General features: G+C 74.0%; 26 protein-coding genes. 14 read left to right on the top strand and 12 right to left on the bottom strand.

All coding sequences use genetic code 11. The features are described 5' to 3' along the window. Nucleotides 1-21: 21 nt before the first annotated feature. Nucleotides 22-1,476, bottom strand: coding sequence for a glycoside hydrolase family 3 N-terminal domain-containing protein (locus tag O7602_RS22425; RefSeq protein ID WP_281584587.1), 1,455 nt, complete (start codon nt 1,474-1,476; stop codon nt 22-24). Between the two features lie 123 nt (nt 1,477-1,599). On the opposite strand from O7602_RS22425, the gene O7602_RS22420 reads away from it, so the two are divergent. After that, a complete protein-coding gene (locus O7602_RS22420) occupies nt 1,600-2,805 on the top strand; it encodes an ROK family transcriptional regulator (RefSeq protein ID WP_281584586.1) in 1,206 nt (401 codons plus the stop codon). Nucleotides 2,806-2,857: 52 nt separating this feature from the next. Here the strand turns inward: O7602_RS22420 and O7602_RS22415 are convergent, their stop codons facing one another. Both O7602_RS22415 and O7602_RS22410 read right to left on the bottom strand, forming a co-directional pair. Next, the gene (locus O7602_RS22415; RefSeq protein WP_281584585.1) at nt 2,858-3,868 is read right to left on the bottom strand and encodes an ABC transporter permease subunit; all 1,011 of its coding nucleotides are present in this window, start codon (nt 3,866-3,868) and stop codon (nt 2,858-2,860) included. After that, nucleotides 3,865-4,869: an ATP-binding cassette domain-containing protein gene (locus O7602_RS22410; protein ID WP_281584584.1), complete on the bottom strand. Its 1,005-nt coding sequence runs from the start codon at nt 4,867-4,869 to the stop codon at nt 3,865-3,867. The genes O7602_RS22415 and O7602_RS22410 overlap by 4 nt, the downstream gene beginning before the upstream one ends. Before the next feature lie 27 nt (nt 4,870-4,896). Between O7602_RS22410 and O7602_RS22405 the strand changes: the two genes are divergently transcribed. Both O7602_RS22405 and O7602_RS22400 read left to right on the top strand, forming a co-directional pair. Beyond that, a complete protein-coding gene (locus O7602_RS22405) occupies nt 4,897-5,841 on the top strand; it encodes an ABC transporter ATP-binding protein (protein ID WP_281584583.1) in 945 nt (314 codons plus the stop codon). Between the two features lie 7 nt (nt 5,842-5,848). Next, a complete protein-coding gene (locus O7602_RS22400; protein ID WP_281584582.1) occupies nt 5,849-6,745 on the top strand; it encodes a ribokinase in 897 nt (298 codons plus the stop codon). A gap of 99 nt (nt 6,746-6,844) precedes the next feature. Here O7602_RS22400 and O7602_RS22395 read toward each other — a convergent pair whose 3' ends face one another. Genes O7602_RS22395 through O7602_RS22385 form a run of 3 tightly spaced genes read right to left on the bottom strand, consistent with a single transcriptional unit; the run spans nt 6,845 to nt 8,511 of the window. Next, nucleotides 6,845-7,603 (bottom strand): hypothetical protein, encoded by a 759-nt coding sequence (locus tag O7602_RS22395; RefSeq protein ID WP_281584581.1) that lies wholly within the window; start codon nt 7,601-7,603, stop codon nt 6,845-6,847. Nucleotides 7,604-7,660: 57 nt separating this feature from the next. Next, the gene (locus tag O7602_RS22390) at nt 7,661-8,032 is read right to left on the bottom strand and encodes a hypothetical protein (RefSeq protein ID WP_281584580.1); all 372 of its coding nucleotides are present in this window, start codon (nt 8,030-8,032) and stop codon (nt 7,661-7,663) included. Beyond that, a complete protein-coding gene (locus O7602_RS22385) occupies nt 8,029-8,511 on the bottom strand; it encodes a DUF6232 family protein (protein ID WP_281584579.1) in 483 nt (160 codons plus the stop codon). The genes O7602_RS22390 and O7602_RS22385 overlap by 4 nt, the downstream gene beginning before the upstream one ends. Nucleotides 8,512-8,752: 241 nt before the next feature. On the opposite strand from O7602_RS22385, the gene O7602_RS22380 reads away from it, so the two are divergent. Next, nucleotides 8,753-9,157, top strand: a complete 405-nt coding sequence (locus O7602_RS22380; RefSeq protein ID WP_281584578.1) for a nuclear transport factor 2 family protein — start codon at nt 8,753-8,755, stop codon at nt 9,155-9,157. Here the strand turns inward: O7602_RS22380 and O7602_RS22375 are convergent. After that, a complete protein-coding gene (locus tag O7602_RS22375) occupies nt 9,103-9,621 on the bottom strand; it encodes a DUF6232 family protein (protein ID WP_281584577.1) in 519 nt (172 codons plus the stop codon). The genes O7602_RS22380 and O7602_RS22375 overlap by 55 nt on opposite strands. 96 nt (nt 9,622-9,717) lie before the next feature. Between O7602_RS22375 and O7602_RS22370 the strand changes: the two genes are divergently transcribed. Further along, nucleotides 9,718-10,491: an enoyl-CoA hydratase-related protein gene (locus tag O7602_RS22370; protein ID WP_281584576.1), complete on the top strand. Its 774-nt coding sequence runs from the start codon at nt 9,718-9,720 to the stop codon at nt 10,489-10,491. Nucleotides 10,492-10,563: 72 nt separating this feature from the next. Beyond that, nucleotides 10,564-12,186, top strand: a complete 1,623-nt coding sequence (locus O7602_RS22365) for an acetolactate synthase (protein WP_281584575.1) — start codon at nt 10,564-10,566, stop codon at nt 12,184-12,186. Between the two features lie 52 nt (nt 12,187-12,238). On the opposite strand, the gene O7602_RS22360 is transcribed toward O7602_RS22365, so the two are convergent. The 3 genes from O7602_RS22360 to O7602_RS22350 are packed head-to-tail and all read right to left on the bottom strand — an operon-like array spanning nt 12,239 to nt 13,352. Then, nucleotides 12,239-12,631, bottom strand: a complete 393-nt coding sequence (locus tag O7602_RS22360; RefSeq protein ID WP_281584574.1) for a PLD nuclease N-terminal domain-containing protein — start codon at nt 12,629-12,631, stop codon at nt 12,239-12,241. A gap of 26 nt (nt 12,632-12,657) precedes the next feature. After that, entirely contained in the window at nt 12,658-12,960 is a 303-nt protein-coding gene (locus O7602_RS22355; protein ID WP_281584573.1) for a DUF202 domain-containing protein, read from the bottom strand. After that, nucleotides 12,957-13,352 (bottom strand): DUF202 domain-containing protein, encoded by a 396-nt coding sequence (locus O7602_RS22350; RefSeq protein ID WP_281584572.1) that lies wholly within the window; start codon nt 13,350-13,352, stop codon nt 12,957-12,959. Before O7602_RS22350 ends, O7602_RS22355 begins: the two co-directional genes overlap by 4 nt. A gap of 41 nt (nt 13,353-13,393) precedes the next feature. Between O7602_RS22350 and O7602_RS22345 the strand changes: the two genes are divergently transcribed. From O7602_RS22345 to O7602_RS22330, 4 genes are all read left to right on the top strand, one after another. Beyond that, nucleotides 13,394-14,191 carry a GNAT family N-acetyltransferase gene (locus O7602_RS22345; RefSeq protein ID WP_281584571.1) on the top strand — a complete coding sequence of 266 codons (798 nt, stop codon included), beginning with the start codon at nt 13,394-13,396 and terminating at the stop codon, nt 14,189-14,191. Nucleotides 14,192-14,193: 2 nt separating this feature from the next. Then, a complete protein-coding gene (locus O7602_RS22340; protein ID WP_281584570.1) occupies nt 14,194-14,598 on the top strand; it encodes a hypothetical protein in 405 nt (134 codons plus the stop codon). A 189-nt stretch (nt 14,599-14,787) separates the two neighbouring features. After that, complete coding sequence (locus O7602_RS22335; RefSeq protein ID WP_281584569.1) at nt 14,788-15,567, top strand: electron transfer flavoprotein subunit beta/FixA family protein; 780 nt, start codon at nt 14,788-14,790, stop codon at nt 15,565-15,567. An 11-nt stretch (nt 15,568-15,578) separates the two neighbouring features. Beyond that, complete coding sequence (locus tag O7602_RS22330; protein WP_281584568.1) at nt 15,579-16,538, top strand: electron transfer flavoprotein subunit alpha/FixB family protein; 960 nt, start codon at nt 15,579-15,581, stop codon at nt 16,536-16,538. A gap of 104 nt (nt 16,539-16,642) precedes the next feature. On the opposite strand, the gene O7602_RS22325 is transcribed toward O7602_RS22330, so the two are convergent. Both O7602_RS22325 and O7602_RS22320 read right to left on the bottom strand, forming a co-directional pair. Then, nucleotides 16,643-17,401 (bottom strand): anti-sigma factor, encoded by a 759-nt coding sequence (locus O7602_RS22325; protein ID WP_281584567.1) that lies wholly within the window; start codon nt 17,399-17,401, stop codon nt 16,643-16,645. Continuing rightward, entirely contained in the window at nt 17,355-17,960 is a 606-nt protein-coding gene (locus O7602_RS22320) for a sigma-70 family RNA polymerase sigma factor (RefSeq protein ID WP_281584566.1), read from the bottom strand. The genes O7602_RS22325 and O7602_RS22320 overlap by 47 nt, the downstream gene beginning before the upstream one ends. A 240-nt stretch (nt 17,961-18,200) precedes the next feature. On the opposite strand from O7602_RS22320, the gene O7602_RS22315 reads away from it, so the two are divergent. The 4 genes from O7602_RS22315 to mnmA all read left to right on the top strand — a co-directional run bounded on the left by O7602_RS22315 (nt 18,201) and on the right by mnmA (nt 22,075). Beyond that, a complete protein-coding gene (locus O7602_RS22315; protein WP_281584565.1) occupies nt 18,201-19,031 on the top strand; it encodes a DUF4397 domain-containing protein in 831 nt (276 codons plus the stop codon). Next, entirely contained in the window at nt 19,028-19,699 is a 672-nt protein-coding gene (locus O7602_RS22310; RefSeq protein ID WP_281584564.1) for a class F sortase, read from the top strand. Before O7602_RS22315 ends, O7602_RS22310 begins: the two co-directional genes overlap by 4 nt. Nucleotides 19,700-19,785: 86 nt before the next feature. After that, nucleotides 19,786-20,961: a cysteine desulfurase family protein gene (locus tag O7602_RS22305; protein ID WP_281584563.1), complete on the top strand. Its 1,176-nt coding sequence runs from the start codon at nt 19,786-19,788 to the stop codon at nt 20,959-20,961. Between the two features lie 37 nt (nt 20,962-20,998). Continuing rightward, nucleotides 20,999-22,075 carry a tRNA 2-thiouridine(34) synthase MnmA gene (mnmA, locus tag O7602_RS22300; protein WP_281584562.1) on the top strand — a complete coding sequence of 359 codons (1,077 nt, stop codon included), beginning with the start codon at nt 20,999-21,001 and terminating at the stop codon, nt 22,073-22,075. The last annotated feature ends 436 nt before the right edge of the window (nt 22,076-22,511 follow it).

Below are 22,511 nucleotides of genomic sequence, written 5' to 3'. Positions count from 1 at the left end.
GGTCGTGACGCAGCGTACGGATCAGTCGGTGAGGCCGAGCACCTGCGCCGCCGCGCGACCGTTGGCGTGGCTGGCGCCGAAGGTGGCGACGAAGGCCCGCGCCCCGGCCGGCCGCCACCCGCCCGGCCAACCCATCTCCACCACCGTCACCGGATGCACGGCGGCCAGCGCCTCGACCAGCTCACGCGCCCCGGGCAGCCGGTGCAGGTGCCGCCCGACAAGCACCACCGGTCGCGCCCCGGCGAGCCGGCGCACCTGCGCCGGATCGGTCTCGCCGGCCACCACGCGAGCCTGCTCGACCCCGGGCGCCAGGTGCGGGCCCAACCCCCACGGCACCCGCCCCTCGGCGACCGTCGACGGGGCGTGCACCTGCACCACGAGCGGGATGCCCGGCCCGGGAAGGTCGCCCTCGACGCGGACCGCCCGCAGCGCGGCGGCGTAGCCGAGGCCGTCGACCACCGGAGCCGGTACGCCGGCCGGTCCGGTCCACGCGGCAAGCGTGGCGGTCCGGCCGGCGGCCTCCTCCACCCGGGCGCGATCGAGCCGGCCGGCACCGATCGCGGCGACGATCTCGGCGGCGACCAACTCCACCAGGTCGGCGTCGACCCGGGCGCCGATGCAGAGCAGGTCGGCGCCGGCGGCCAACGCGCGTACCGCCGCCGGGCCCACCCCGCCGGCGGCCAGCGCCGCGCCCTGCATCTCCAGCGCGTCGGTGACCACCGCGCCGGTGAAGCCGAACTCGACGCGCAGCAGGTCGTGCAGGACCGCGCGGCTGAACGTGGCCGGACCGTCGCCGGTCAACGCCGGCACCCGGATGTGCGCGGTCATCACCGCCCGGACGCCGGCGTCGACCACCGCGGCGAACGGCGGCAGGTCCCGCTGCCGCAGCACGGCCGGCGACACGTCGACGGTGGGCAGCTCGTGGTGCGAGTCGGCGACCGTGGCGCCGTGCCCGGGGAAGTGCTTGGCGCAGGCGGCCACGCCCGTCGACTGGAGGCCGGTGACCGCGGCGGCCGAGTGGACCGCCACCCGCCCCGGGTCCGCGCCGAACGAGCGGGTGCCGATCACCGGGTTCTCGTCGGCGGTGTTCACGTCGACGGTGGGCGCCAGGTCGAGGGTGACGCCGAGCGCCGCCAGTTCCGCGCCGATCGCCGCGTACACCGCCCGGGTGAGGTCCGGGTCGTCGACCGCGCCGAGCGCGGCGTTGCCCGGGTACGGGCTGCCGGTGGCATGCGCCAGCCGGGTGACGTCCCCGCCCTCCTCGTCGATCGCCACGATCACGTCCGGGCGGCCGGCCCGCAGCGCCGCCGTGGACGCCGCCAGCTGGGCCGGATCGTGGACGTTCGTGCCGAACAGGGTGTGCCCGGCGAGCCCGTCGCCGAGCAGGTCGACCGCCCAGCCCGGCGGGACCGGACCGGGGTACGCGGCAAGCAACGTGCCGAGCGCCAGCCGGCGCAGTCCTGGATCCAGCCCCACTTGTGCCCCTTTCCCTGCCGGATCGTCCGACCTCGGTCGAACCTCGGTGGCCGATACGCTAACGGGCACCCTTCGGCAGGCGTTTCCTGGTGCGGAACCTTACGGAAAATTGAGGACGTTGGCATGAGTGCGACCCGGCTGCCCGGCACCCCCCGACTGTTGCGGGCGCTCAACGACCGCGCGGCGCTGGAGTTGCTGCTCGAGCGCGGGCCGCTGACCCGGGCCCGGATCGGCGAGCTGACCGGGCTGTCCAAGGTCACCGCGTCCCAGCTCGTCGAGCGGCTGGAGGAGCGGGGTCTGGTCGCCCGGGTCGGCGAGCAGGCCGGCGGGCGGGGCCCGAACGCCCAGCTCTACGCGGTGCGTCCGGGCAGCGCGTACGTCGTCGGGGTGGACGTCGGCGCGGAGCGGGTGGTGGCCGCCTGCGCGGACATCACCGGCGTGGTCGCCGGGCGGGTGGAGCAGTCCACGAAGGACACCGACGACCCGGTCGGCGTGGTGCACAACGCCGTCGTGCAGGCGGCCAGCAGCGCCGGCGCGGAGCTGTCCGCGGTCCGGCGCGTCGTGCTCGGCACCCCCGGCCTGGTCGACCCGCAGACCGGCGACATCACGTTCGCGTTCAACCTGCCACGCTGGCACAGCGGCCTGCTCGCCGCGCTCCGCGAGGACCTGGCCACCCCGGTGCTGTTCGAGAACGACGTGAACCTGGCCGCGGTGGCCGAGGCGCAGTCGGGCGCGGCCCAGGGCACCGCCGACTTCGTGCTGGTCTGGGTGGACGCCGGCGTCGGCCTGGCGATCATGCTGGGCGGCCGGTTGCACCACGGCAGCAGCGGCGCGGCCGGCGAGATCGGCTACCTGCCGGTGCCCGGCGTGCCCATCCCGCGCGACGTGTCCCGGCGCGCCAAACCGGCGTTCCAGCAGCTCGCCGGCGCCGACGCGGTGCGCGCGGTGGCCGCCGAGCACGGCTTCGCCACGGCCGACGCGGCCGAGCAGGGCGTCGCGGCGGCCCGGGCCGCCGAGGCCGTGCGGGCCGCCATCGCCGCCGGCGCCGACGGCGGGCCGGTGCTCGACGAGTTGGCCCGCCGGCTGGCCCTCGGCGTGGCCAGCACCTGCGTGGTGCTCGACCCGCCGCTCGTGGTGCTCGCCGGCGCGGTCGGTCGGGCGGGCGGGGCCGCGCTGGCCGAGCGGGTGCAGCGCGAGGTCGCCGCGATCACGCTGGTCCGGCCCCGGGTGGTGACCACGGGCCTGACCGAGGAGCCGATCCTGCGCGGCGCGTTGCGTACCGCGCTCGATGCGGTCCGCGACGAGGTGTTCGGCTCGACGGTCGGCTGACCGCCGCCGCTCCGACGCCCCGCCGCTCCGGCGGTGGCGCGGGTCGGCGCGCTCAGATCAGGTCGCGGCGGCGGAACACCGCGAACGCGGCGGCCACCAGCGCGGCCGTCAGACCGAGCAGGACCACCAGACCCGACGGCCAGCCGAGCGTGTACGAGCCGTCGCAGAAGCCGGAGATCCCGGGGCGGCACGCGTTGCCGTCCCAGAACCGCGCCTCACCGGCGAGCCACGCGCCCAGATAGCTGGAGAGCATGAACCGGTCCGGGCGGCCGACCTGGAGGATCTGGAACACCAGTCGCGCGCCCAGCTCCCACACCACCACGTACGCCGCGACCGTGCCGAGCGCCGCCGAGGTGTGCCGACCCAGCGTGGCCATGGCGAACCCGAGCGCCGCGGCCAGCAGCACCAGCACCATGCCGCGCGCCCAGACCGCGCCGAGCGACGCCCAGAACTCGCCGCCCATCCGGCCGGTCAGCCCGGACGCCTGGCCGATCAGCCAGAACGCCCCGAGGTAGGCCACCGACGCCAGCACGGACAGCCCCAGCACGCCGCCCAGCAGCGTGCCGAGCTTCGTGGCGAGCACGGTCCGGCGGCGTGGCCGCCACAACAGCAGGTTGACCACCCCGCCCGAGTTCAGGTCCGCCCCGATGTAGGACGCGCCGACCAGGAACCCGAACAGCGCCAGGAACGCGATCAGGAAGTAGAGCAGCGGCTCGGCCTCCTTGCTGAAGACGAAGACGCCGCTGAGATAGTCGGACGCGGTCGGCAACCGGTCGGACTGGGCCGGGTCGATCTGGGCGCAGTCCCGCGGCAGGTAGTCGTTCTCGTCCGGGGCGACCGTGCCCGCCTTGATCCGCAGACAGCGGTCGAACGTCATCTCCAGCCGGCGCACCTCCTCGGCGGCCTGCGCGTTGGCCCGGCCCAGCTCCACCGGCGTCGGCCGGTGCGACCCGCCGAGCGTGGTCACCACCGTCACCGCGAACGCGGCGGCCAGCAACACCACCATGAGCTGCACGAAGCGCCGGGCGACGAGCCGCTCCAACTCGGCACGGACCAGGTTCACGCGTCCACCTCCCGGCTGTCCCGGACGTCCAGGTCGATCACACCGTCGTACGCCGGGGCGCCGTCCACCTGCCGCGGCACCGCCACGTGCTCGTGGTCGCCGGTCAGCTCCAGGAAGACGCTCTCCAGATCGGGCCGCAGCGGCACCAGCTCGCGCACCCACAGCCCCTGCTCACCAAGCGTGCGGCTGATCACCTCGGGGTCGACCACGCCGGTCACCACCAGGTGGTCGGGGTTGCCGGTCACCGACAGCCCGGCCCGGCCCAGCAGCTCCGCGGCCTGGTCGAGGTCGGCCACCCGCACCTGCCACTGGTGCTCGTCGAAGCCGGCCAGCACCTCGTGCACCGGCCCGTACGCCACCCGCCGCCCGCGGCTGACGATCGTCACGTGGTCACAGATGAGCTGGATCTCGGCGAGGATGTGGCTGGACAGCAGCACGGTCACCCCGGCCTCGGCGAGCGAGCGGGTCAGGTCGCGCATCTCCCGGATGCCGGCCGGGTCCAGCCCGTTCGCCGGCTCGTCCAGGATCAGCAGCTCCGGGCGCTTGAGCAGGGCCGAGGCGACCGCCAGGCGCTGCTTCATGCCCAGCGAGTAGCCCTTCACCCGCTCCCCGCCCCGGTCCCGCAGGCCGACCCGCTCCAGCACCTCGTCCACCCGGCTGGTGGGCACGCCGCCGGCCAGGGCCAGCAACCGCAGCGTCCGGTGCCCGGTGAAGTTGCCGAAGAACTGCGGGCTCTCCACGATCGCGCCGACCCGCCCGGCCACCTCGGGCAGCTGCTCGGGCGACCGGACGCCCAGCACGTGCATCCAGCCGTGGTCCGGCCGGACCAGCCCGAGCAGGGCACGCAACGTGGTCGTCTTGCCGGAGCCGTTCGGCCCCAGGAACCCGTGCACCTGGCCGGCCTCGACAAGCATGTGGAAGTCGTCGACGGCGACCCGCCGACCGTGGCGCAGGGTCTGGAACGTCTTGCGAAGACCGGCGATCTCGATGACCGCGCTCATCCGCCTTGCTCCCGGCAGGGGTCGGGCATGAGTCGTCCTTCCTCCGGCGGTGACCAACGACACGGCGCCCCACCCTATGGCGGCGCCGCCGCCCGTGGGGGGCGACGGGCCGGTGCGTGGTTGGATGGGGCGGTGACTGGTGACCTGATCCCCGGCGCCGCCGGGGCCCCCGCCCCCTCGACCGTGGACGCGGATCTGGTGGTCAGCCTGGACGGGGTCGGCGTCAGGCGCTCCGGCACCGCGCTGGTGCGCGACGTCGACTGGCGGGTCGAACTGGACGAACGGTGGGTGCTGCTCGGCCCGAACGGCGCCGGCAAGAGCACCCTGCTCAACCTGGCCGCCGGCCGGCTGTACCCGAGCGACGGCGTCGCGCACGTGCTCGGCGAGCGCATCGGCCGCACCGACGTCAACGAGCTGCGTACCCGGATCGGGCTCTCCACCGCCACCCTCGCCGAGCGGATCCCCACCGACGAGCGCGTCACCGACGTGGTGGTGACCGCCGCCTGGGCGGTGGTCGGCCGCTTCCGCGAGAGCTACGACCGCACCGACGAGGTGCGGGCCGCCGCGCTGCTGAGCCAGTTCGGGGTCGGCCACCTCGCCGATCGGGCGTACGGCACGCTTTCCGAGGGCGAGCGCAAACGGGTGCAGATCGCCCGCGCCCTGATGACCGACCCGGAGCTGCTGCTCCTCGACGAACCCGCCGCCGGGCTCGACCTGGGCGGTCGGGAGGACCTGGTCGCCCGGCTCGCCGAGCTGGCGTACGACCCGGACGCGCCGGCCATCGTGCTCGTCACCCACCACGTCGAGGAGATCCCGCCGGGCTTCACCCACGCGCTGCTGCTGCGCGAGGGCGGGGTGGTGGCGCAGGGCCTGCTCGCCGACGTGCTCACCGCCGACAACCTGTCGAAGACGTTCGGCCTGCCGCTCGTCGTCTCGCGGGCCGGCGAACGCTGGACCGCGCGGGCGGGCTGACCGCGTCATGCCGCAGACCCGGATCGCCGTCGTCGGCAGCGCCAACATGGACCTGGTGGGCGCCGCCGCCGCGCTGCCCCGGCCGGGCGAGACGGTGCTCGGCAGCGACTTCGTCATGCTGCCCGGCGGCAAGGGCGCCAACCAGGCGGTCGCCGCGGTACGCGCCGGCGCGTCCTGCGTCTTCCTCGGCGCGATCGGCTCGGACTCGTTCGGTGTCACCCTCCGCGCCCGGATCACCGCGGCCGGCGTCGACACCGAGCACCTCCGGGTGGCGTACGGCCCGTCCGGCGTCGCCCTGGTCATGGTGGGCGGCGCGGGGGAGAACGCGATCCTGGTCACCCCCGGCGCGAACGAGGCGTTCCTCGGGCTCACCGAGGACGAGCTGGCCGCCGTACGCGAGGCGGATGTGCTCGTCGCGCAGCTTGAGGTGCCGGTCGAGACGGTGACCGAGGCGGCGCTGGCGGCCCGGTCCGCCGGCACCCGGGTGGTGCTCAACGCGGCGCCGGCCCGGCCGCTGCCGGCGGAACTGCTGGCCGCGACCGACCTGCTGGTGGTCAACGAGCCGGAGGCGCAGGCGCTCACCGGTCGCGGCCGGGACGAGCCGGCGGCGCTGCTCGACCTGGTGCCCCGCGCGGTGCTCACGCTCGGCGGCGACGGCGCCTGGTACGTCGACCGCGACCGGGCGGCGGAGCACGTGCCGGCGGTGCCGGTGGACGTGGTCGACTCCACCGCGGCCGGGGATGCCTTCACCGCCGCGCTCGCCGTGGCCTGGGGCGAGGGCCGGGACCTGGCCGAGGCGGTGCGCTGGGCGGCGGCGGCCGGGGCGGCCTGCGTCCGCAAGCTCGGCGCGTCCGTGGCACTCCCGCACCGCGCCGAGATCGACGCGCTGTTCGGCAGGCGTTGAGCGCGCTGTTCGCCCGGGTGTTAGGCGGGGGCCCCGCTTAACGCCGCTGGTTAAGCGGGGGCCCCGCCTCTACCGAATGCGTTAAGCGGGGCCCCCGCCTTAACCCTCGGCGCGTTCGCCGCGGCGGCGCAGCATGCCGAGGCCGGGGATGCCCGCCACCGCGAGCTTGAGATCACGGGTGACGTCCAGCAGGTCGTGCAGGTCCGGGCCCACCCGGTCCAGGGTGGCCAGGATCGGCAGCACGTCCGAGGTCAGGTGCTCCTTCAACTTCGGCAACTCGTCGACGAGGCGGATCGCCGCGGTCACCTCCTCCGGGCTGAGCTGCTCGACGAAGCGGGCCGCCATCGGCGCGGCCCGGCGCAGCGTCGCCTCGTACGCCGCCAGCAGCTCGCTCGCGGTGCCGGCCGCCGCGTCGGCGGTGGCCACCGTGCCCGCGGCCCGGGTCGCCACCGTGTCCGCCTCGGCCACCACGCCGGCCGCCGCCCGCGCCACCCGATCGGCCTCGCCGACCACCGTGGCCGCGGCTGCGGAGACCCGCTCCGCCTCGCCCACCACGACCGCCGCCGCGGCGGCCACCTCGGTCGCGGTGTCGATCGCGGTGGTGGCGGCGGCGCTGATCACGCCCACCTCGCGCACCGCGGTCTCCGCGTCGGTGAGCACCCGGTCGGTGCGGTCGAGCGTGCCCTCGATCCGGTCGACCACCCCGTCGATCCGCCGGACCAGCGCCTCCACCTCGTCGAGCACGGCGAAGGCGCGGGCGGGCACGGCGGCGAACGCGGCGGCCGAACCGAGGGCCTGGTCCAGCGCGGAACGGGTGAGGCCGACGACGGCGCCGGGCCGGGGAAGTGGGATCGCCATGCCGACAAGTGTGCGTCGCGCCGGCCACCCGTGCCCGGCGGCGCGGCCCGGCCAGGGTCAGCGCGCGGGCCGGGCCACCCGCAGCGCCCACCAGATCAGCGGCGCCTGCATCGGCACCCGCCCGTAGGCGATCGCCCGTTTCACCGGTCGACGCCGACGCCAGTCCCAGGCCATCTGCGCGTTGGCCGGCAGCACCGCGACGAACAACGCCGCCGCGGCCAGGCCGCCACGTCGTCGGGTCGCCGGGTGCGCCACCGCCGCCGCCACGGCCAGCTCGGCGACGCCGGAGGCGTACGTCCAGAAGCGGGCTGGCCCGGGCAGGGCGCGCGGCACGATCGGGTCGTAGAAGCCGGGACGGATGACGTGGGTGACGCCCGCGGTGGCGAGTAGCCCGGCGAGCGCGACGGCCTCGCCTCGGCGGTGGGTCATCGACGGTCCCCCTGCTGTTCGACGGCGCGTTGCACGGCCCGGTAGATCTGCCCGAACCGTAGCGCGTCGGGCGTGCGGACCAGCATCGTCTCCCGCCCGTGTACCTGCACCCACAGCTCGTGCACCCGGTTGCCGCGCTCGTAGGACCGGTCCAGCCACCCGAGCGGCACCTCCAGGAACGGGGTGAGCGCCAGCCCGACCACCACGAACGCGGCCAGGATGATCAGGGCCAGCTTCCAGTTGCCCCGGTCCTGCGCCGCCCAGGCCAGCGAGAGCACGCAGACGAGCGCCACAAGCGGCGGCAGCGACAGCAGCAGGACCAGCACGCCCCGGCCCAGCACCCGGCCCCGGACCGCCGCCGTGGTCCGTCCCCGGGCGTGCCAGACGTACGTGACGTCGGCGAGCGGGACGACCTGTCCGCCGGCGTGGATGGACTGCGAGGTGACCTGTACCGCGTCGTCCCGGTAATAGAGGGTCATGAATCAGCCTAACCACCCGCGCGCCACCCGTGCCGCTGCGTGTTCCACCTGATCGACTCCATTCCGGCGAAGTGGCGGCATCGAAGCGCGTTCGTTCACGCCACCTCGGCGAAGTGGAGTGGATCAAGAGGATCGGTAGGGGCGGTGAGTCGCTCGTGGCATCAGCTCGACAGGGAGCGCGCGGGCATCTCCGACCGGTGGCCCGCGACTGACGGAAGCGCGAATCGCTAGCGTGAGGGGTATGACCGATCAGGAGGCGCGCAACGTCGAGGTGGTCCGGCGCTACCTGCGTACCTTCGTCACGAAGGATCTCACCGAATTGGCCGAGGTGGTCGACGAGGACGTGGAGATCTACGGCTCCGGCACGGCGGTACGCGGCCGTCGCTACCCCGAGGCCGCCGTCTCCTCGCCCGGCCTGACCGTGCTCGACCAGGAGATCGTGGAGATCTTCGCGGCCGAGGACCGGGTGGTGGTCTCGCTGGCGCAGACCTACCGACGGGACGCGACCGGGGCGACCACGGTGCAGAGCGCCTGCAAGATGTACCGGCTTGCCGGCGGCCGGATCGTGCAGTTCTGGGGCGAGCAGGACACCTACGGCCTGCTGCGCGGGCTCGGTCTGCTGCCGGACGAGCCGATCACGTTTTGAGCGGGAGCGGCGGGCACGCGCTCCATGGCCCGCTGCACCGCCCGGTAGATCTGGCCGAAGCGCAGCGCGTCGCGGGTGTGCAGCAGCCGCACCTGACGGCCCTGCCAGGTCGCCCACATCTCCATCTCCCGGCTGCCCCGCACGTACGAGCGGTCCAGGTGTTCGAAGAGCACGTCGGCGAGGGGCCCGACTGCGAGGCCGACCAGCACGGAGGCGCCGACGACGGCGATGGTGACGGTGAGCGACCGGTGCAGCCAGACGGCGAGCGCGACGCCCAGCACGGCGGCCACCAGCGGCCCGGCCAGCGCCGCGCCGATCGCGCCCCGGCCGGCGAGCACCCGCCAGGAGCGGTCACCCCGCCGGTGCCACACCGTGGTCAGCTCGGCCAGCGGGTAGCTGCGGTCGTCGACCCGCAGCGCGGTGGAGGTGACCCGGACCGACCGGTCGTCGTAGTAAGTGATCATGCGTACTCCCCGGGTCGGCTCTCCCACCGCGATATCTACCCCAACGACGCGGGTCGTAAGGTTGGCACGCGACTTCGACGAGGAAGTGAGGGCACCGTGGGCGAGTTCGTCAGGCTGGAAGTGAAGGACGGCGTCGGCACGATCCGGCTGGATCGGCCGCCGATGAACGCGCTCAACACCCAGGTGCAGGAGGAGTTGCGCGCCGCCGCGACGGCGGCCACCGCCGACGCCGGGGTCCGCGCGGTCATCGTGTACGGCGGCGAGAAGGTCTTCGCGGCCGGCGCGGACATCAAGGAGATGGCCGACATGTCCTACGTGGACATGGCGGAGCGGGCCGCCGACCTGTCCAGCGCGTTGGGCGCGATCGCCCGGATTCCCAAGCCGGTCGTCGCCGCGATCACCGGGTACGCGCTCGGCGGCGGGTGCGAGCTGGCGCTCGCCTGCGACTGGCGGATCGTGGCCACCGACGCCAAGCTCGGCCAGCCGGAGATCAAGCTGGGCATCATCCCGGGCGCCGGCGGCACGCAGCGGCTGGCCCGGCTGGTCGGCCCGGCCCGCGCCAAGGACCTGGTGATGACCGGGCGGATGGTCGACGCCGAGGAGGCGCTGCGCATCGGCCTGGCCGACCGGGTGGTGCCGGCCGCCGAGGTCTACGACGCCGCGCTCGCGTACGTGCAGCCGTTCCTGACCGGGCCGGTGCAGGCGCTGCGGGCGGCGAAGGCGGCGGTCGACGGTGGTCTGGACATGGATCTCACCTCCGGCCTGGCCTGGGAGAGCCAGCTCTTCGCGGCGCTGTTCGCCACCGACGACCGGCGGGAGGGCATGGCCGCGTTCGTGGCGAAGCGCAAGCCCGACTTCACCGGCCGCTGACGCGAGGGCTGTTCACATCTGGCCTACCGGCCAGTAGCGTGTGACTCCGGTCGCGCGACGAAGGGGAGTGGCATGACGGAACGGGTCGAGGGGCACGGCGGCGTGCTGGCGCTCGCGGCGCTGCGGGCGCACGGCGTACGGGAGATGTTCACGCTCTCCGGCGGGCACGTCTTCCCGCTCTACGACGCCGCGCACTCCGCCGGTTTTCCGCTCTACGACGTGCGGCACGAGCAGACCGCCGTCTTCGCCGCCGAGGCGGTGGCCAAGCTCCAGCGCCGCCCCGGCCTGGCCGTGCTCACCGCCGGCCCCGGCGTCACCAACGGCGTCTCCGGGCTGACCAGCGCGTTCTTCAACGCCTCGCCGGTGCTGGTGCTGGGCGGGCGGGCCCCGCAGTTCCGCTGGGGCGCCGGCAGCCTCCAGGAGATGGACCACCTCCCGCTCGTCGCCCCGGTCACCAAGCACGCCGAGACGGTGTTCAGCGCCGACGACATCCCACGGGCGGTCTCCGCGGCGCTCACCACCGCGCTCACCCCGCACCGCGGCCCGGTCTTCCTGGACTTCCCCCTCGAAGCGGTCTTCTCCGTCGGCGACGCCGACCTGCCGGCGGTCGCCCCGCCGGCACCGATCGAGCCCGACCCGGACGAGGTCGCGAAGGCCGCCGCCCTGATCGCCGGCGCGTCCCGGCCGGTGATCATCGCCGGCTCCGACGTGTACGCCGGTGACGCCGTCGAGGCCCTGCGCGCCGCCGCCGAGGCACTGCGGGTGCCGGTGTTCACCAACGGGATGGGCCGGGGCGCGCTGCCCCCGACGCACCCGCTCGCCTTCGCCAAGGCCCGCCGGGTCGCGCTGAAGGGCGCCGACGTGGTCGTGGTGATCGGCACGCCGCTCGACTTCCGGCTCTCCTTCGGCGACTTCGGCGACGCCAAGGTCGTGCACGTGGTGGACGCGCCCAGCCAGCGCGCCGGGCACGTACAGCCGGCCGCCGCGCCCGCCGGCGACCTGAGACTGATCCTCGGCGCGTTCGCCGAGCACCCCGGCGACCGGGTCGACCACGCCGACTGGATCGCCGAGCTGCGCACCGCCGAGGACGCGGCGAAGGCCCGCGACGCCGAGGAGATGGGCGCCGAGACCGACCCGATCCGGCCGGCCCGGATTTACGGCGAGCTGCGCAAGGTGCTCGCCCCGGACGCCGTCACCATCGGCGACGGCGGCGACTTCGTCTCGTACGCCGGAAAGTACCTGGAGCCCGCCCAGCCCGGCACCTGGCTCGACCCCGGCCCGTACGGCTGCCTCGGCACCGGCATGGGCTACGCGATGGGCGCCCGGGTCAGCCACCCGGACCGGCAGATCTGCGTGCTGATGGGCGACGGCGCGGCCGGGTTCTCGCTGATGGACGTGGAGTCGCTGGCCCGGCAGAAGCTGCCGGTGGTGATCGTGGTCGGCAACAACGGCATCTGGGGGCTGGAGAAGCACCCGATGCGCGCCATGTACGGCTACGACGTCGCCGCCGACCTTCAGCCCGGGCTGCGCTACGACAGGGTGGTCGAGGCGCTCGGCGGCGCGGGCGAGACGGTGGAGAAGGCCGCCGATCTCGGGCCGGCGCTGGGCCGCGCCTTCGACTCGGGCGTGCCCTATCTGGTCAACGTGCTGACCGACCCGGCCGACGCGTACCCCCGCTCGTCGAACCTGGCCTGACCGCGACGCCGCCGGGCCGCCGACCGGGTGACCGGCGGCGGCTTCGCGGCGCTCAGACCTCGGGGCGGTCCCGGTCGTCCGGGCGGCGCAGCTCCTCCTCACGGCGGCGCAGGTCCTCCTCCCAGCGCCGGAGGCGCTCCTGGTCGTCGTCGCGGGAGCGCTTGTCGAGCGAGGCGAGGAAGTCCGGGTCGTCGTCCGGCGCGAGCGGGCGGCGGGCCGGTGCGGCGGACCCACCGGACGCGGAGCCGGCCGGCCCGGTCGGGCGCTCGCGGCCGGCCACGAACCAGGCGATCGAGCCGACGATCGGGAAGAAGAGGATGACAAACACCCAGACCAACCGGGGCAGCGCCTTGACCTGCCCGTCCTCGGCGGAGAGGCAGCTGATCAGCGCGCCGGCGGCGAGCACGACCTGGGCCAGGAAGAGCAGTACGTAGAGGCGGGCCATGCCCCATGATGGCGCACCGGAAGTGGTCAGTGCACCCTGCCGAGCACGTGCGCCACGCCGAGCAGGGCCAGCCCGACCGCGCCGAGCGCGGTCAGCGGCATCGACAGGCGCGCGAGACGACGCGGGCCGGACCCGGTGGCCCGCCACCAGTCGGCCGCCAGCACGGCCAGCCAGATCACGACCGCGGCCCCGGCCAGCACCGCGTCGACGACGCGGCCGGTGAACGCCGGCCGGAGCTGGAGCAGCAGCACCGCGGTCAGGGTGAGCAGGGTGCGCCGCCAGGCCAGCCGGGTGCGTTCCGGCTGGAGGCCGGGGCCACCGGCGGTCACGTCGTGCCGCCCGGTCCGCGCAGCAGGACGGCCGCGACCAGCAGCAGCGCGCCGACCGCGACGATCAGCGCCAACACGGCCGGGAAGCGGGACGCCGGCAGCTCCTCGCCGAGCCGGATGGCGCGTTCGGTGCGGGCCCAGTGGTCCACCGCCCGGATCGACACGGTCGCGCCGAGCAGCAGCAGCCCGACGGCGAGCGCCTCGCGCAGGTGGGCCAGGGGCAACGGGGGCAGGAACTGCGCGGCGGCCAACCCGCCCGCGACAAGCGCCAGCCCGGTACGCAGCCAGGCCAGGAACGTCCGTTCGTTCGCCAGCGAGAAGCGGTAGTCCGGCGGGGTGCCGACCGAGCGCAGCTCCCGCGGGTCGAACCAGCGCCTGATCGACTCCCACACGACGCCGATTATCCGCTTTGCCCCCGGCCTAGCCTGGACGGGTGACCGATCTTGACGCGCGCGTGCTGCGTGAAACGTACGACAGCCGGATCCGCCCGGAGCTGCCGAACCCGGTGCCCGCCGGGGTGACCATCGAGCGGGACGGCCCGCTGTTCCGCGTCCTCGGCCTGGACCAGCGGGGCTTCCTCACCTACCGGACGCTCGACGGGCTGGCCGGCGCCGAGGTGGACGCGCTCATCGCCCGGCAGGTCGAATTCTTCCGGGCCCGGGGCGAGGCGGTCGAGTGGAAGCTCGCCGGCCACGACGAGCCGGCCGACTTGGGCGACCGGTTGCGCGCCGCCGGCTTCGTCCCGGAGGACGAGGAGACCGTCGTGGTCGGCCCGGTGGCACCGCTGGCCGCCGCCGTCCCGGTGCTCCCCGAGGGGGTACGCCTGCGTGAGGTCACCGGCCGGGCCGACCTGGAGCGGATCGCCGCCATGGAGGAGGAGGTGTGGCACGAGGACCGTAGTCACCTGGTGACCGGCCTGGCCCGGGAGATCGAGGCCGATCCGCAGTCGATCACGGTCGTGGTGGCGGAGGCGGGGGAGACGGTGGTCAGCGCCGGCTGGGTCCGCTACGAGGGGGACACCGGTTTCGTCAGCCTCTGGGGCGGCTCGACGCTGCCGCGGTGGCGGAAGAAGGGCATCTACCGGGCGCTCGTGGCCTACCGGGCGCGGCTGGCGCAGCAGCGCGGCCGGACGCTGGTGCAGGTGGACTGCTCACCGGAGAGCCGGCCCATCCTGGAGCGGCTCGGTCTCGTTGCGGTCACCACCACCACGCCGTACGTCTACACTCCGTGATCATGGACCGGTTGACGGCGGACGAGCAGCTCACCCTCAAGACCGGTGCGTTCGGGGCGGTCTTCCTGGTCTCCAACGCGGTGCCGGGGGTGCTGGGCATGGTGCGGGAGAGCATCGCCGCGTCCGGCGCGCTCGCCGACGTGAGCGGCGTGGTCAAGGAGGCGCTCACCACCGGCCCGCTGCCGCAGTTGCCCCGCGACTCCGAGCTGGAGATCGAGGCGGTGGTCCTGCCCGCGCTGGGCCGGGCGGTGGAGATCCTGCGGGCCAAGTCGCCGGGGGACGTCGAGGCGTACCGGTCGGTGGTGCTGGCGGCGGCGGGCCGGGTGGCGCAGGCGCACCGGGGGGTCGAACCGGCCGAGGCGGCGGCGATCGACAAGATCCGGACGGCCCTGGCCGAAGCGGCGTGACGGCGGCCGGGTTACGGTGAGTCGCGTCACTCCGAGGGTCCGGCGAGGCGAACCTACTTGCGGGTAACATCGGCCCGTGGGCAACCGCACAGCAGCCCGTGGTTGACCGATCGTTAAGTAACGCGGGAGGCTGCGCCCGTGACCGGGCGAGTGATCGCTACACCTAAACAGGAGGGTCGTCGAAGCGCGATGAACATCGTCGTACTCGTCAAGCAGGTGCCCGACTCGGGCGCGGACCGCAACCTGCGTCCTGACGACAACACCGTCGACCGCGGCTCGGCGAACAACGTCATCAACGAGATGGACGAGTACGCCATCGAAGAGGCGTTGAAGATCAAGGAAGCGCACGGCGGTGAGGTCACCATCCTGACCATGGGTCCGGACCGGGCGACCGAGTCGATCCGCAAGGCGCTGTCCATGGGGCCGGACAAGGCCGTCCACGTCGTCGACGACGCGCTGCACGGCTCCTGCGCGGTGGCCACCTCGAAGGTGCTCGCCGCCGCCCTCGGGCAGCTCAACGCCGACCTGGTCATCTGCGGCGCCGAGTCCACCGACGGTCGGGTGCAGGTCATGCCGCACATGATCGCCGAGCGGCTGGGTGTGGCCGCGCTGACCGGCGCGCGCAAGCTCACCGTCGACGGGTCCACCCTGACCGCCGAACGGCAGACCGAGGAGGGCTACGAGGTGGTCACCGCCTCGACGCCGGCCGTGGTCTCGGTCTGGGACACCATCAACGAGCCGCGCTACCCCTCCTTCAAGGGCATCATGGCCGCGAAGAAGAAGCCGGTGCAGTCGCTCTCCCTCGGCGACCTGGGCGTGGCCCCGACCGAGGTGGGCCTCGACGGCGCCACGAGCGCGGTGCTGGAGCACACCAAGCGTCCGCCGCGCTCCGGCGGCGAGAAGATCACCGACGAGGGCGAGGGCGGCGTCAAGCTGGTCGAGTTCCTCGCCACCGAGAAGTTCGTGTGAGAGGTCTGGACATGTCTGAGGTTCTCGTCGTCGTCGAAGCCACCCGGGAGTTCGGCGTCAAGAAGGTCACCCTGGAGATGCTCACCCTCGCCCGCGAGCTGGGCGCCCCGAGCGCGGTCGTGCTCGGCGGGGCCGGCGCCGCCGAGGCGCTGAGCGCCAAGCTGGGCGAGTACGGCGCGGAGAAGATCTACGCCGCCGAGGGCGAGGAGATCGACGGCTTCCTGGTGGCCCCGAAGGCCACCGTGGTCGCCGAGTTGGTCAAGCGGGTGCAGCCGGCCGCCGTGCTGCTCGCCTCCTCGCAGGAGGGCAAGGAGATCGCCGCCCGTCTGGCGGTCAAGTTGGACAACGGCATCCTGACCGACGTGGTCGCCCTCGACGCGGACGGCACCGCCACCCAGGTCGCGTTCGCCGGTTCCACCATCGTCAAGTCCAAGGTCACCAAGGGTCTGCCGCTGGTCACCGTCCGGCCGAACTCGCTCAACCCGACCCCGGCCGCGGCCACCCCGGCCGTCGAGCAGCTCACCGTGTCGGTCACCGACGCGGACAAGCTGGCCACGGTCGTCGAGCGGGTCGCCGAGCAGAAGGGCTCCCGCCCCGAGTTGACCGAGGCGTCGATCGTCGTATCCGGCGGTCGCGGCGTCGGCAACGCGGACAACTTCAAGCTGGTCGAGGAGATGGCCGACCTGCTCGGCGGCGCGGTCGGCGCGTCCCGCGCGGCGGTCGACTCCGGCTTCTACCCGCACCAGTTCCAGGTCGGCCAGACCGGCAAGACCGTGTCTCCGCAGCTCTACGTCGCCCTGGGCATCTCCGGCGCGATCCAGCACCGGGCCGGCATGCAGACCTCGAAGACCATCGTCGCGGTGAACAAGGACGGTGAGGCGCCGATCTTCGAGCTGGCCGACTACGGCGTGGTCGGTGACCTGTTCAAGGTCGTCCCGCAGGCCGCCGAGGAGATCCGCAAGCGTAAGTGACCCTCCGGTCACGAAACGAAGGCCGCCGCCCGGGTCACCGGGCGGCGGCCTTCTCCCACGTGGGGAGCTGATCGGCGGGCCGGGGAGCTGAGCCGGCCCGCCGATCAGCCCGTCAGGGTGCCCCTCAGCAAACTGTCGCCGGAGTGGCGGGCGTTGTTGTCGTACTGCTCGGCGCTGATGTCGACCACCGAGTAGGTGCGCAGGTCCACGTTCGAGGGGATCGGCAGCAGCGCGTCCCCCGAACCGTTGCTCAGCGTACCCACCGAAAGCATCTCCATCGTCTTCGGATCGATCAGCCAGACCTCGTAGTACCCCGGAACGGTGGGGAGATTCGCGACATGCAGATGCAACCGGTTGTCACCGAGCACCCGGGCGTCGCCGGCGGCGTCCTTCGGCGTCGCGCCGAACGCGGAAAGCGGCGCGCTCGCGAGCACCGTCGGCTGCGGCGCCGGCTCATCCGTGTCGGTGCCGAGCACCAAGGCGGTGCCCGCAATCCCGATCACCGCGGCGGCGGTGGCGGTGACCGCGGTGGTCGCCCACCGGGGCCACCGACCTCGGCGCGGACGGGTGGTGGTGGCCGCCGGCCCGTCCGGGTCGCCAGAGCGCGGTGCACGCCGATCGCTCAGCGCGGGCAACTCCTCGGCGGCCCGGACCTCCGCGACGATGTCCGCCCAGAGGTGCGCCGGCGGGTCGGGCAGGTCGGCCAGACCCTGGGTGCCGGCGCCGAGGCCGGCGACGTGCCGGAGCGTGTCCAGCTCGCCCCGGCAGTGCCCGCAGGCGCCGAGATGGGTGGCCTCACCGTCCACCGCCTCGCTCTCACCGAGCGCCAGAAAGACCAGCCGGTCGTGGTCCAGGTGCTGCACCGTCCACCTCCCATCTGCGCTTCAGGCTCTGCATGCCACGCCGGATATGGCTCTTGACCGTGCCGAGCGGCACTCCGGTCACGGTCGCGATCTGCTGGTGGGTCAGGTCGTCGTAGAACGCCAGCTCCAGCATCCGACGCTGCTCGTCGGGGAGCCGGGCCAACTCGTCGGCGACCACCAGCCGGTCGACCACCGTGTCGGGGTCGGGGCCGGTGTTCACCGGCTCGGGCAACTGCTTCACCGTCTCGACCACCCGGTTCTCCCGGGCTGCGGCGCGGATCCGGTCGACCACCTTGCGCCGCCCGATGCCGAGCAGCCAGCCGACAAGTGAACCCTTGGCCGGATCGAACGTCGCCCGGCCGAGCCAGGCGGCCACGAACGTCGCCTGGGTCACGTCCTCGGCGTCGCTCCGGTTCGCGAGCGTCGTGGTGGCCAGGTGCAGCACCGCTCGGCCGTACCTGTCGTACGCCTCCCGCAGGGCGGCCTCGTCGCCGTCGCGGAACCGCGTCGCGAGATCGTCCTCGCCCGGCGGCTCGGGGCCCTGCCTCCCCGCCGTCATCGGGCGGCTCGCCTTTCGTGGGGCATGCCGCACTGTAGCTCTCACCGCCCTCGCTCCACTCCGCCGGTGTGACAGGCACGACCCTCGTCACCTCCCCTTCGTCGCCGAGGACCCGGACGGATGCGTCGTACGGCGGAAAAAGAAAACAAATCGCGAGCGCATCCGGTGGCGTCCGGGCCGGCGTAACCCGTTTGCACACCAGGCCTGACGAATCAGTATCAACCACCTGGAGGAAGACAAATGCAGCTCGCCATGTTCCGTCGGGTCGCCGCGGGCGGCGCGGTGGCCGCCCTGACCTTCGCCGGCGTCGGGGCCGCCACCATGAGCCCGGCCTACGCCGCCTCGTCCAAGGTCTCCGTGGTCCACGGCATCCCGGGCACCCCGGTCGACGTCTACGTCAACGGCGAGAAGACGCTCGACAACTTCAAGCCCGGCGACGTCGCCGGCCCGCTCACCCTGCCCGAGGGGGAGTACGACATCGCCCTGACCAAGCCCGGCGAGGCGATCGACAAGGCGATCCTCACTGTCGACGACGCCGCGGTGCCGGGTGGGGCGAACATCAGCCTCGCCGCCCACCTGAGCGCCGACGGCAAGCCGCAGATCACCCCGTTCGTCAACGACGTGTCCAAGGTGGGTGCCGGCAAGGCCCGGCTGATCGTCCGGCACACCGCCGCCGCCCCGGCGGTCGACGTGCGGGCCGGCGGCAAGCCGGTCTTCGAGGGCCTGACCAACCCGAAGGAGGCCAAGGCCGACGTCACCGCCGGCACCGTCGAGGCGGACGTGGTGCTCGCCGGCACCGACACCGTCGCGATCGGCCCGGCCGACCTGAACCTCAAGGAGGGCACCGCCACCATCGTCTACGCGATCGGCTCCGCCGACGACAAGAACCTGGACCTGGTCGCGCAGACCATCAGCGGGCTGCACTCGGCCCCGGGCGGCGTCCCGAGCGGCACCGGCGGTCAGGCCGGCACCGGCGTGGACACCTGGTGGTACGTGCTTGCCGGCGCCGGCGTACTGCTCCTGGTCGGCGGCGGGGCGCGGGTGGCCACCGCCCGGGCCGGTCGCCGGTGACGGTGCGCAACCGCGGGGCGCTGGCGGCGATGGCCGCCGGCGCCGCCGCGCTCACCGTGGCGACCCTGGTGGCCTGCGGGTCGCAGCCCGCCGACGACGTCGGCGCCGACGAGGCGGCGGCGCTCGCCAGCGGCACGCCCGCCCCGACGCCGACGGCGACCACGACGGGGGGCGCGTCGGTGCCGGTGAACGCGGGCACGTTGCCGGCGGGCGGGAAGGCCGTGCCACCGGTACGGCTGCGCATTCCGCCGATCGGGGTCACCGCCACGGTCGACCCGGTCGGCATCAACGAGCGCACCGACGAGTTCGAGGTGCCGCCGAGCGTGGACCAGGTCGGCTGGTACCGCCACGGCCCGGGCCTGGAGGCGGACGCCGGCTCGGTGGTGATCGCCGGGCACGTGGACAGCGCCGAGCAGGGCAAGGGGGCGTTCTTCCGGCTCCGCGAGCTGGACCGGGGGGACATCCTGACCGCCACCGGCTCGGACGGCCGGGACCGCCGCTACCGGGTGGTGGCCCGGGAGGAGTACACGAAGACGAAGATCCCACTGGACCGTTACTTCGCCCGGGACGGCAGCCCGCGCCTGACGTTGATCACCTGCGGCGGGCCGTTCGATCCGAAGACCCGGCACTACCGCGACAACATCGTGGTCACCGCCGTTCCCGCATGAGGCGGCGGACCGCCCGTCCCACCCCGGCGCGGGACGGGCGGTCCGGCCACCGGCCGCCCGCGCGCCGGCCGTTAGGCTGACAGGTGATGGCATACCTGGATCACGCGGCGACGACCCCGATGCTCGACGAGGCACTCGAGGCGTACGTCGCCACCGCCCGCGAGGTGGGCAACGCGTCGTCGCTGCACGCGGCGGGTCGCCGGGCCCGGCGACGGGTGGAGGAGTCCCGTGAGCGGGTGGCCGCCGCGCTCGGCGCCCGTCCCTCCGAGGTGATCTTCACGGGTGGCGGCACGGAGAGCGACAACCTCGCCGTCAAGGGCATCTTCTGGGCCCGTCGCGACGCCCGGGCCGAGCGGATCCGGGTGGTCTCCAGCGCGGTCGAGCACCACGCGGTGCTGGACTCGGTGGACTGGCTGGTCGGGCGCGAGGGCGCGGAGGTCGGCTGGCTGCCGGTGGACGCGGCCGGTCGGCTCGACCCGGAGCGGCTCCGCGCCGAGCTGGCCGCGCACGGCGACCGGGTGGCGGTTGTCACCGCGATGTGGGCCAACAACGAGGTCGGTACCGTCCAGCCGGTGGCCGAGCTGGCCGCGGTCGCCGCCGAGCACGGGGTGCCGTTCCACACCGACGCGATCCAGGCGGTCGGTCAGGTGCCCGTCGACTTCGCCGCGAGCGGGGTCGCCGCGCTCACCGTGACCGGGCACAAGCTGGGCGGCCCGACCGGCGTGGGCGCGCTGCTGCTGGCCCGCGACGTCGCCGCCACCCCGCTGCTGCACGGCGGCGGCCAGGAGCGCGACGTCCGCTCCGGGACGCTCGACACCGCCGGCATCGTCGCGTTCGCGGTCGCCGTCGAGACCGCGGTCAAGGGCCAGCAGGAGTACGCGGCCCGGATCGCCGCGCTCCGCGACGAGCTGGTCGAGCGGGTCCGACGGGCGGTGCCCGAGGTGATCTTCAACGGTGATCCGACGGACCGGCTCCCGGGTAACGCGCACTTCTCCTTCCCCGGCTGCGAGGGGGACGCGCTGCTGCTGCTCCTCGACGCCCAGGGCATCGCCTGCTCGACCGGGTCGGCCTGCTCGGCCGGCGTGGCCCAGCCGTCGCACGTGCTGTTGGCGATGGGCGCGGACGACGACCGGGCCCGCTCGTCGCTGCGCTTCACGCTCGGGCACACGAGCACCGGCGCGGACGTCGACGCGCTCATCGCCGCGCTGCCGGCTGCCGTGGAGCGGGCCCGCCGCGCGGCCGCCCTCCGCACGCCCCGCTGACCCGGATACCCTCGGTGAGGACGAGGGGAGTGGGCCGGTGAGAGTTCTGGCGGCGATGTCGGGCGGGGTGGACTCGGCCGTGGCGGCGGCACGTGCGGTGGAGGCCGGGCACGACGTGACCGGGGTGCACCTGGCGCTGGCCCGCAACCCGCAGACCTACCGCACCGGCGCCCGGGGCTGCTGCACGCTTGAGGACTCCCGGGACGCCCGGCGCGCCGCCGACGTGCTCGGCATCCCGTTCTACGTGTGGGACATGGCCGACCGGTTCCACGACGACGTGGTGGACGACTTCGTCGCCGAGTACGCCGCCGGGCGTACCCCGAACCCGTGCCTGCGCTGCAACGAGAAGATCAAGTTCGCCGCGGTGCTGGACCGGGCCGTAGCCCTGGGTTTCGACGCCGTGGTGACCGGTCACCACGCCCGGCTCGGCCCGGACGGCCTGCTGCGGCGCAGCGTCGACGAGGCCAAGGACCAGTCGTACGTCCTCGCGGTGCTGACCCGCGCGCAGCTCGACCGGTCGATCTTCCCGCTCGGCGACTCGACCAAGGCCGAGGTGCGCGCGGAGGCCGCCCGGCGCGGCCTCGCCGTGGCCGACAAGCCGGACTCGCACGACATCTGCTTCATCGCCGACGGCGACACCCGCGGCTTCCTGGCCGAGCGGCTCGGCGAGGCCCCGGGCGAGGTGGTGGACGCGCTCACCGGCGCGGTCGTGGGCAACCACAGCGGCGCCTACCAGTACACCGTCGGCCAGCGACGCGGGCTGCGCCTGGACCGCCCCGCGCCGGACGGCCGGCCCCGCTACGTGCTCTCCATCACGCCGACGACAAACACCGTGACGGTCGGCCCGGCCGAGGCGCTGGAGGTCTCCTCGGTACGGGCCACCCGTCCGGTATGGACCGGCGGGCCGCGTCCCGACGGGCCGATCGAGTGCGAGGTGCAGTTGCGGGCGCATGGCGACGTGGTGCCGGCCGCCGTCTCGGTGGACGCCGACGGGCTGCACGCCGCGCTGCGCCGCCCGCTCCGCGGCGTCGCCGCCGGTCAGGCGATCGTGGCCTACCGGCCGGACCCGGCCGGCGACGTGGTCCTCGGCTCCGCCACCATCGCCGCTGCCTGACGACGGGCGCGGCGGTCCGCCAGCGGCCTCGTCAGCGAACGGTGTCCCATGCTCAGCGCCCCTGGCCGGACCGGCCGCTCGCTGAACGGACCCCTGGCCACGCTCCCGCCAGAGGGCGCACTGCCGAAAAGCGGGCCCTCGCCGGATGGCGTCCCGCTGGTGGGTGCCTCGCCGGTGGGCGGGCCCGGCCGGAGGTGGCTCCGGCCGGCGTATCGGCTGCCGGACCGGGACCCGCGCCGATCTTCCGGGTGCGAATTTCCGGTGTGGCGGCACGGGCGGAGGGACTCGCTTTCAGGCGCCTAGAAACTTGATGACGTGGATGGGTCACCGCGACGAACGGCGATCGGACTCCCACGGCGAGCGCCTGCCCGGACCTGGGTTGATCACGACGAGTCATTTACGCCATCAAGTTTGTAGGCACTTGATGAGGCATCAC

Origin of the sequence: Micromonospora sp. WMMD1128, assembly GCF_027497235.1 — a bacterium.
Classification (GTDB): domain Bacteria; phylum Actinomycetota; class Actinomycetes; order Mycobacteriales; family Micromonosporaceae; genus Micromonospora.
The sequence above is the reverse complement of the archived record's forward strand: the minus strand, read 5'-3'. Positions and strand labels throughout refer to the sequence as shown.

Excerpts from the sequence above, each read along its gene's own strand:
- O7602_RS22420 (WP_281584586.1), top strand. The coding sequence starts at position 1,600 with ATGAGTGCGACCCGGCTGCCCGGCACCCCCCGACTGTTGCGGGCGCTC.
- O7602_RS22410 (WP_281584584.1), bottom strand. The coding sequence starts at position 4,869 with ATGAGCGCGGTCATCGAGATCGCCGGTCTTCGCAAGACGTTCCAGACC.
- O7602_RS22405 (WP_281584583.1), top strand. The coding sequence starts at position 4,897 with ATGAGTCGTCCTTCCTCCGGCGGTGACCAACGACACGGCGCCCCACCC.
- O7602_RS22400 (WP_281584582.1), top strand. The coding sequence starts at position 5,849 with ATGCCGCAGACCCGGATCGCCGTCGTCGGCAGCGCCAACATGGACCTG.
- O7602_RS22395 (WP_281584581.1), bottom strand. The coding sequence starts at position 7,603 with ATGGCGATCCCACTTCCCCGGCCCGGCGCCGTCGTCGGCCTCACCCGT.
- O7602_RS22390 (WP_281584580.1), bottom strand. The coding sequence starts at position 8,032 with ATGACCCACCGCCGAGGCGAGGCCGTCGCGCTCGCCGGGCTACTCGCC.
- O7602_RS22385 (WP_281584579.1), bottom strand. The coding sequence starts at position 8,511 with ATGACCCTCTATTACCGGGACGACGCGGTACAGGTCACCTCGCAGTCC.
- O7602_RS22380 (WP_281584578.1), top strand. The coding sequence starts at position 8,753 with ATGACCGATCAGGAGGCGCGCAACGTCGAGGTGGTCCGGCGCTACCTG.
- O7602_RS22375 (WP_281584577.1), bottom strand. The coding sequence starts at position 9,621 with ATGATCACTTACTACGACGACCGGTCGGTCCGGGTCACCTCCACCGCG.
- O7602_RS22365 (WP_281584575.1), top strand. The coding sequence starts at position 10,564 with ATGACGGAACGGGTCGAGGGGCACGGCGGCGTGCTGGCGCTCGCGGCG.
- O7602_RS22360 (WP_281584574.1), bottom strand. The coding sequence starts at position 12,631 with ATGGCCCGCCTCTACGTACTGCTCTTCCTGGCCCAGGTCGTGCTCGCC.
- O7602_RS22340 (WP_281584570.1), top strand. The coding sequence starts at position 14,194 with ATGGACCGGTTGACGGCGGACGAGCAGCTCACCCTCAAGACCGGTGCG.
- O7602_RS22335 (WP_281584569.1), top strand. The coding sequence starts at position 14,788 with ATGAACATCGTCGTACTCGTCAAGCAGGTGCCCGACTCGGGCGCGGAC.
- O7602_RS22330 (WP_281584568.1), top strand. The coding sequence starts at position 15,579 with ATGTCTGAGGTTCTCGTCGTCGTCGAAGCCACCCGGGAGTTCGGCGTC.
- O7602_RS22320 (WP_281584566.1), bottom strand. The coding sequence starts at position 17,960 with ATGACGGCGGGGAGGCAGGGCCCCGAGCCGCCGGGCGAGGACGATCTC.
- O7602_RS22315 (WP_281584565.1), top strand. The coding sequence starts at position 18,201 with ATGCAGCTCGCCATGTTCCGTCGGGTCGCCGCGGGCGGCGCGGTGGCC.
- O7602_RS22305 (WP_281584563.1), top strand. The coding sequence starts at position 19,786 with ATGGCATACCTGGATCACGCGGCGACGACCCCGATGCTCGACGAGGCA.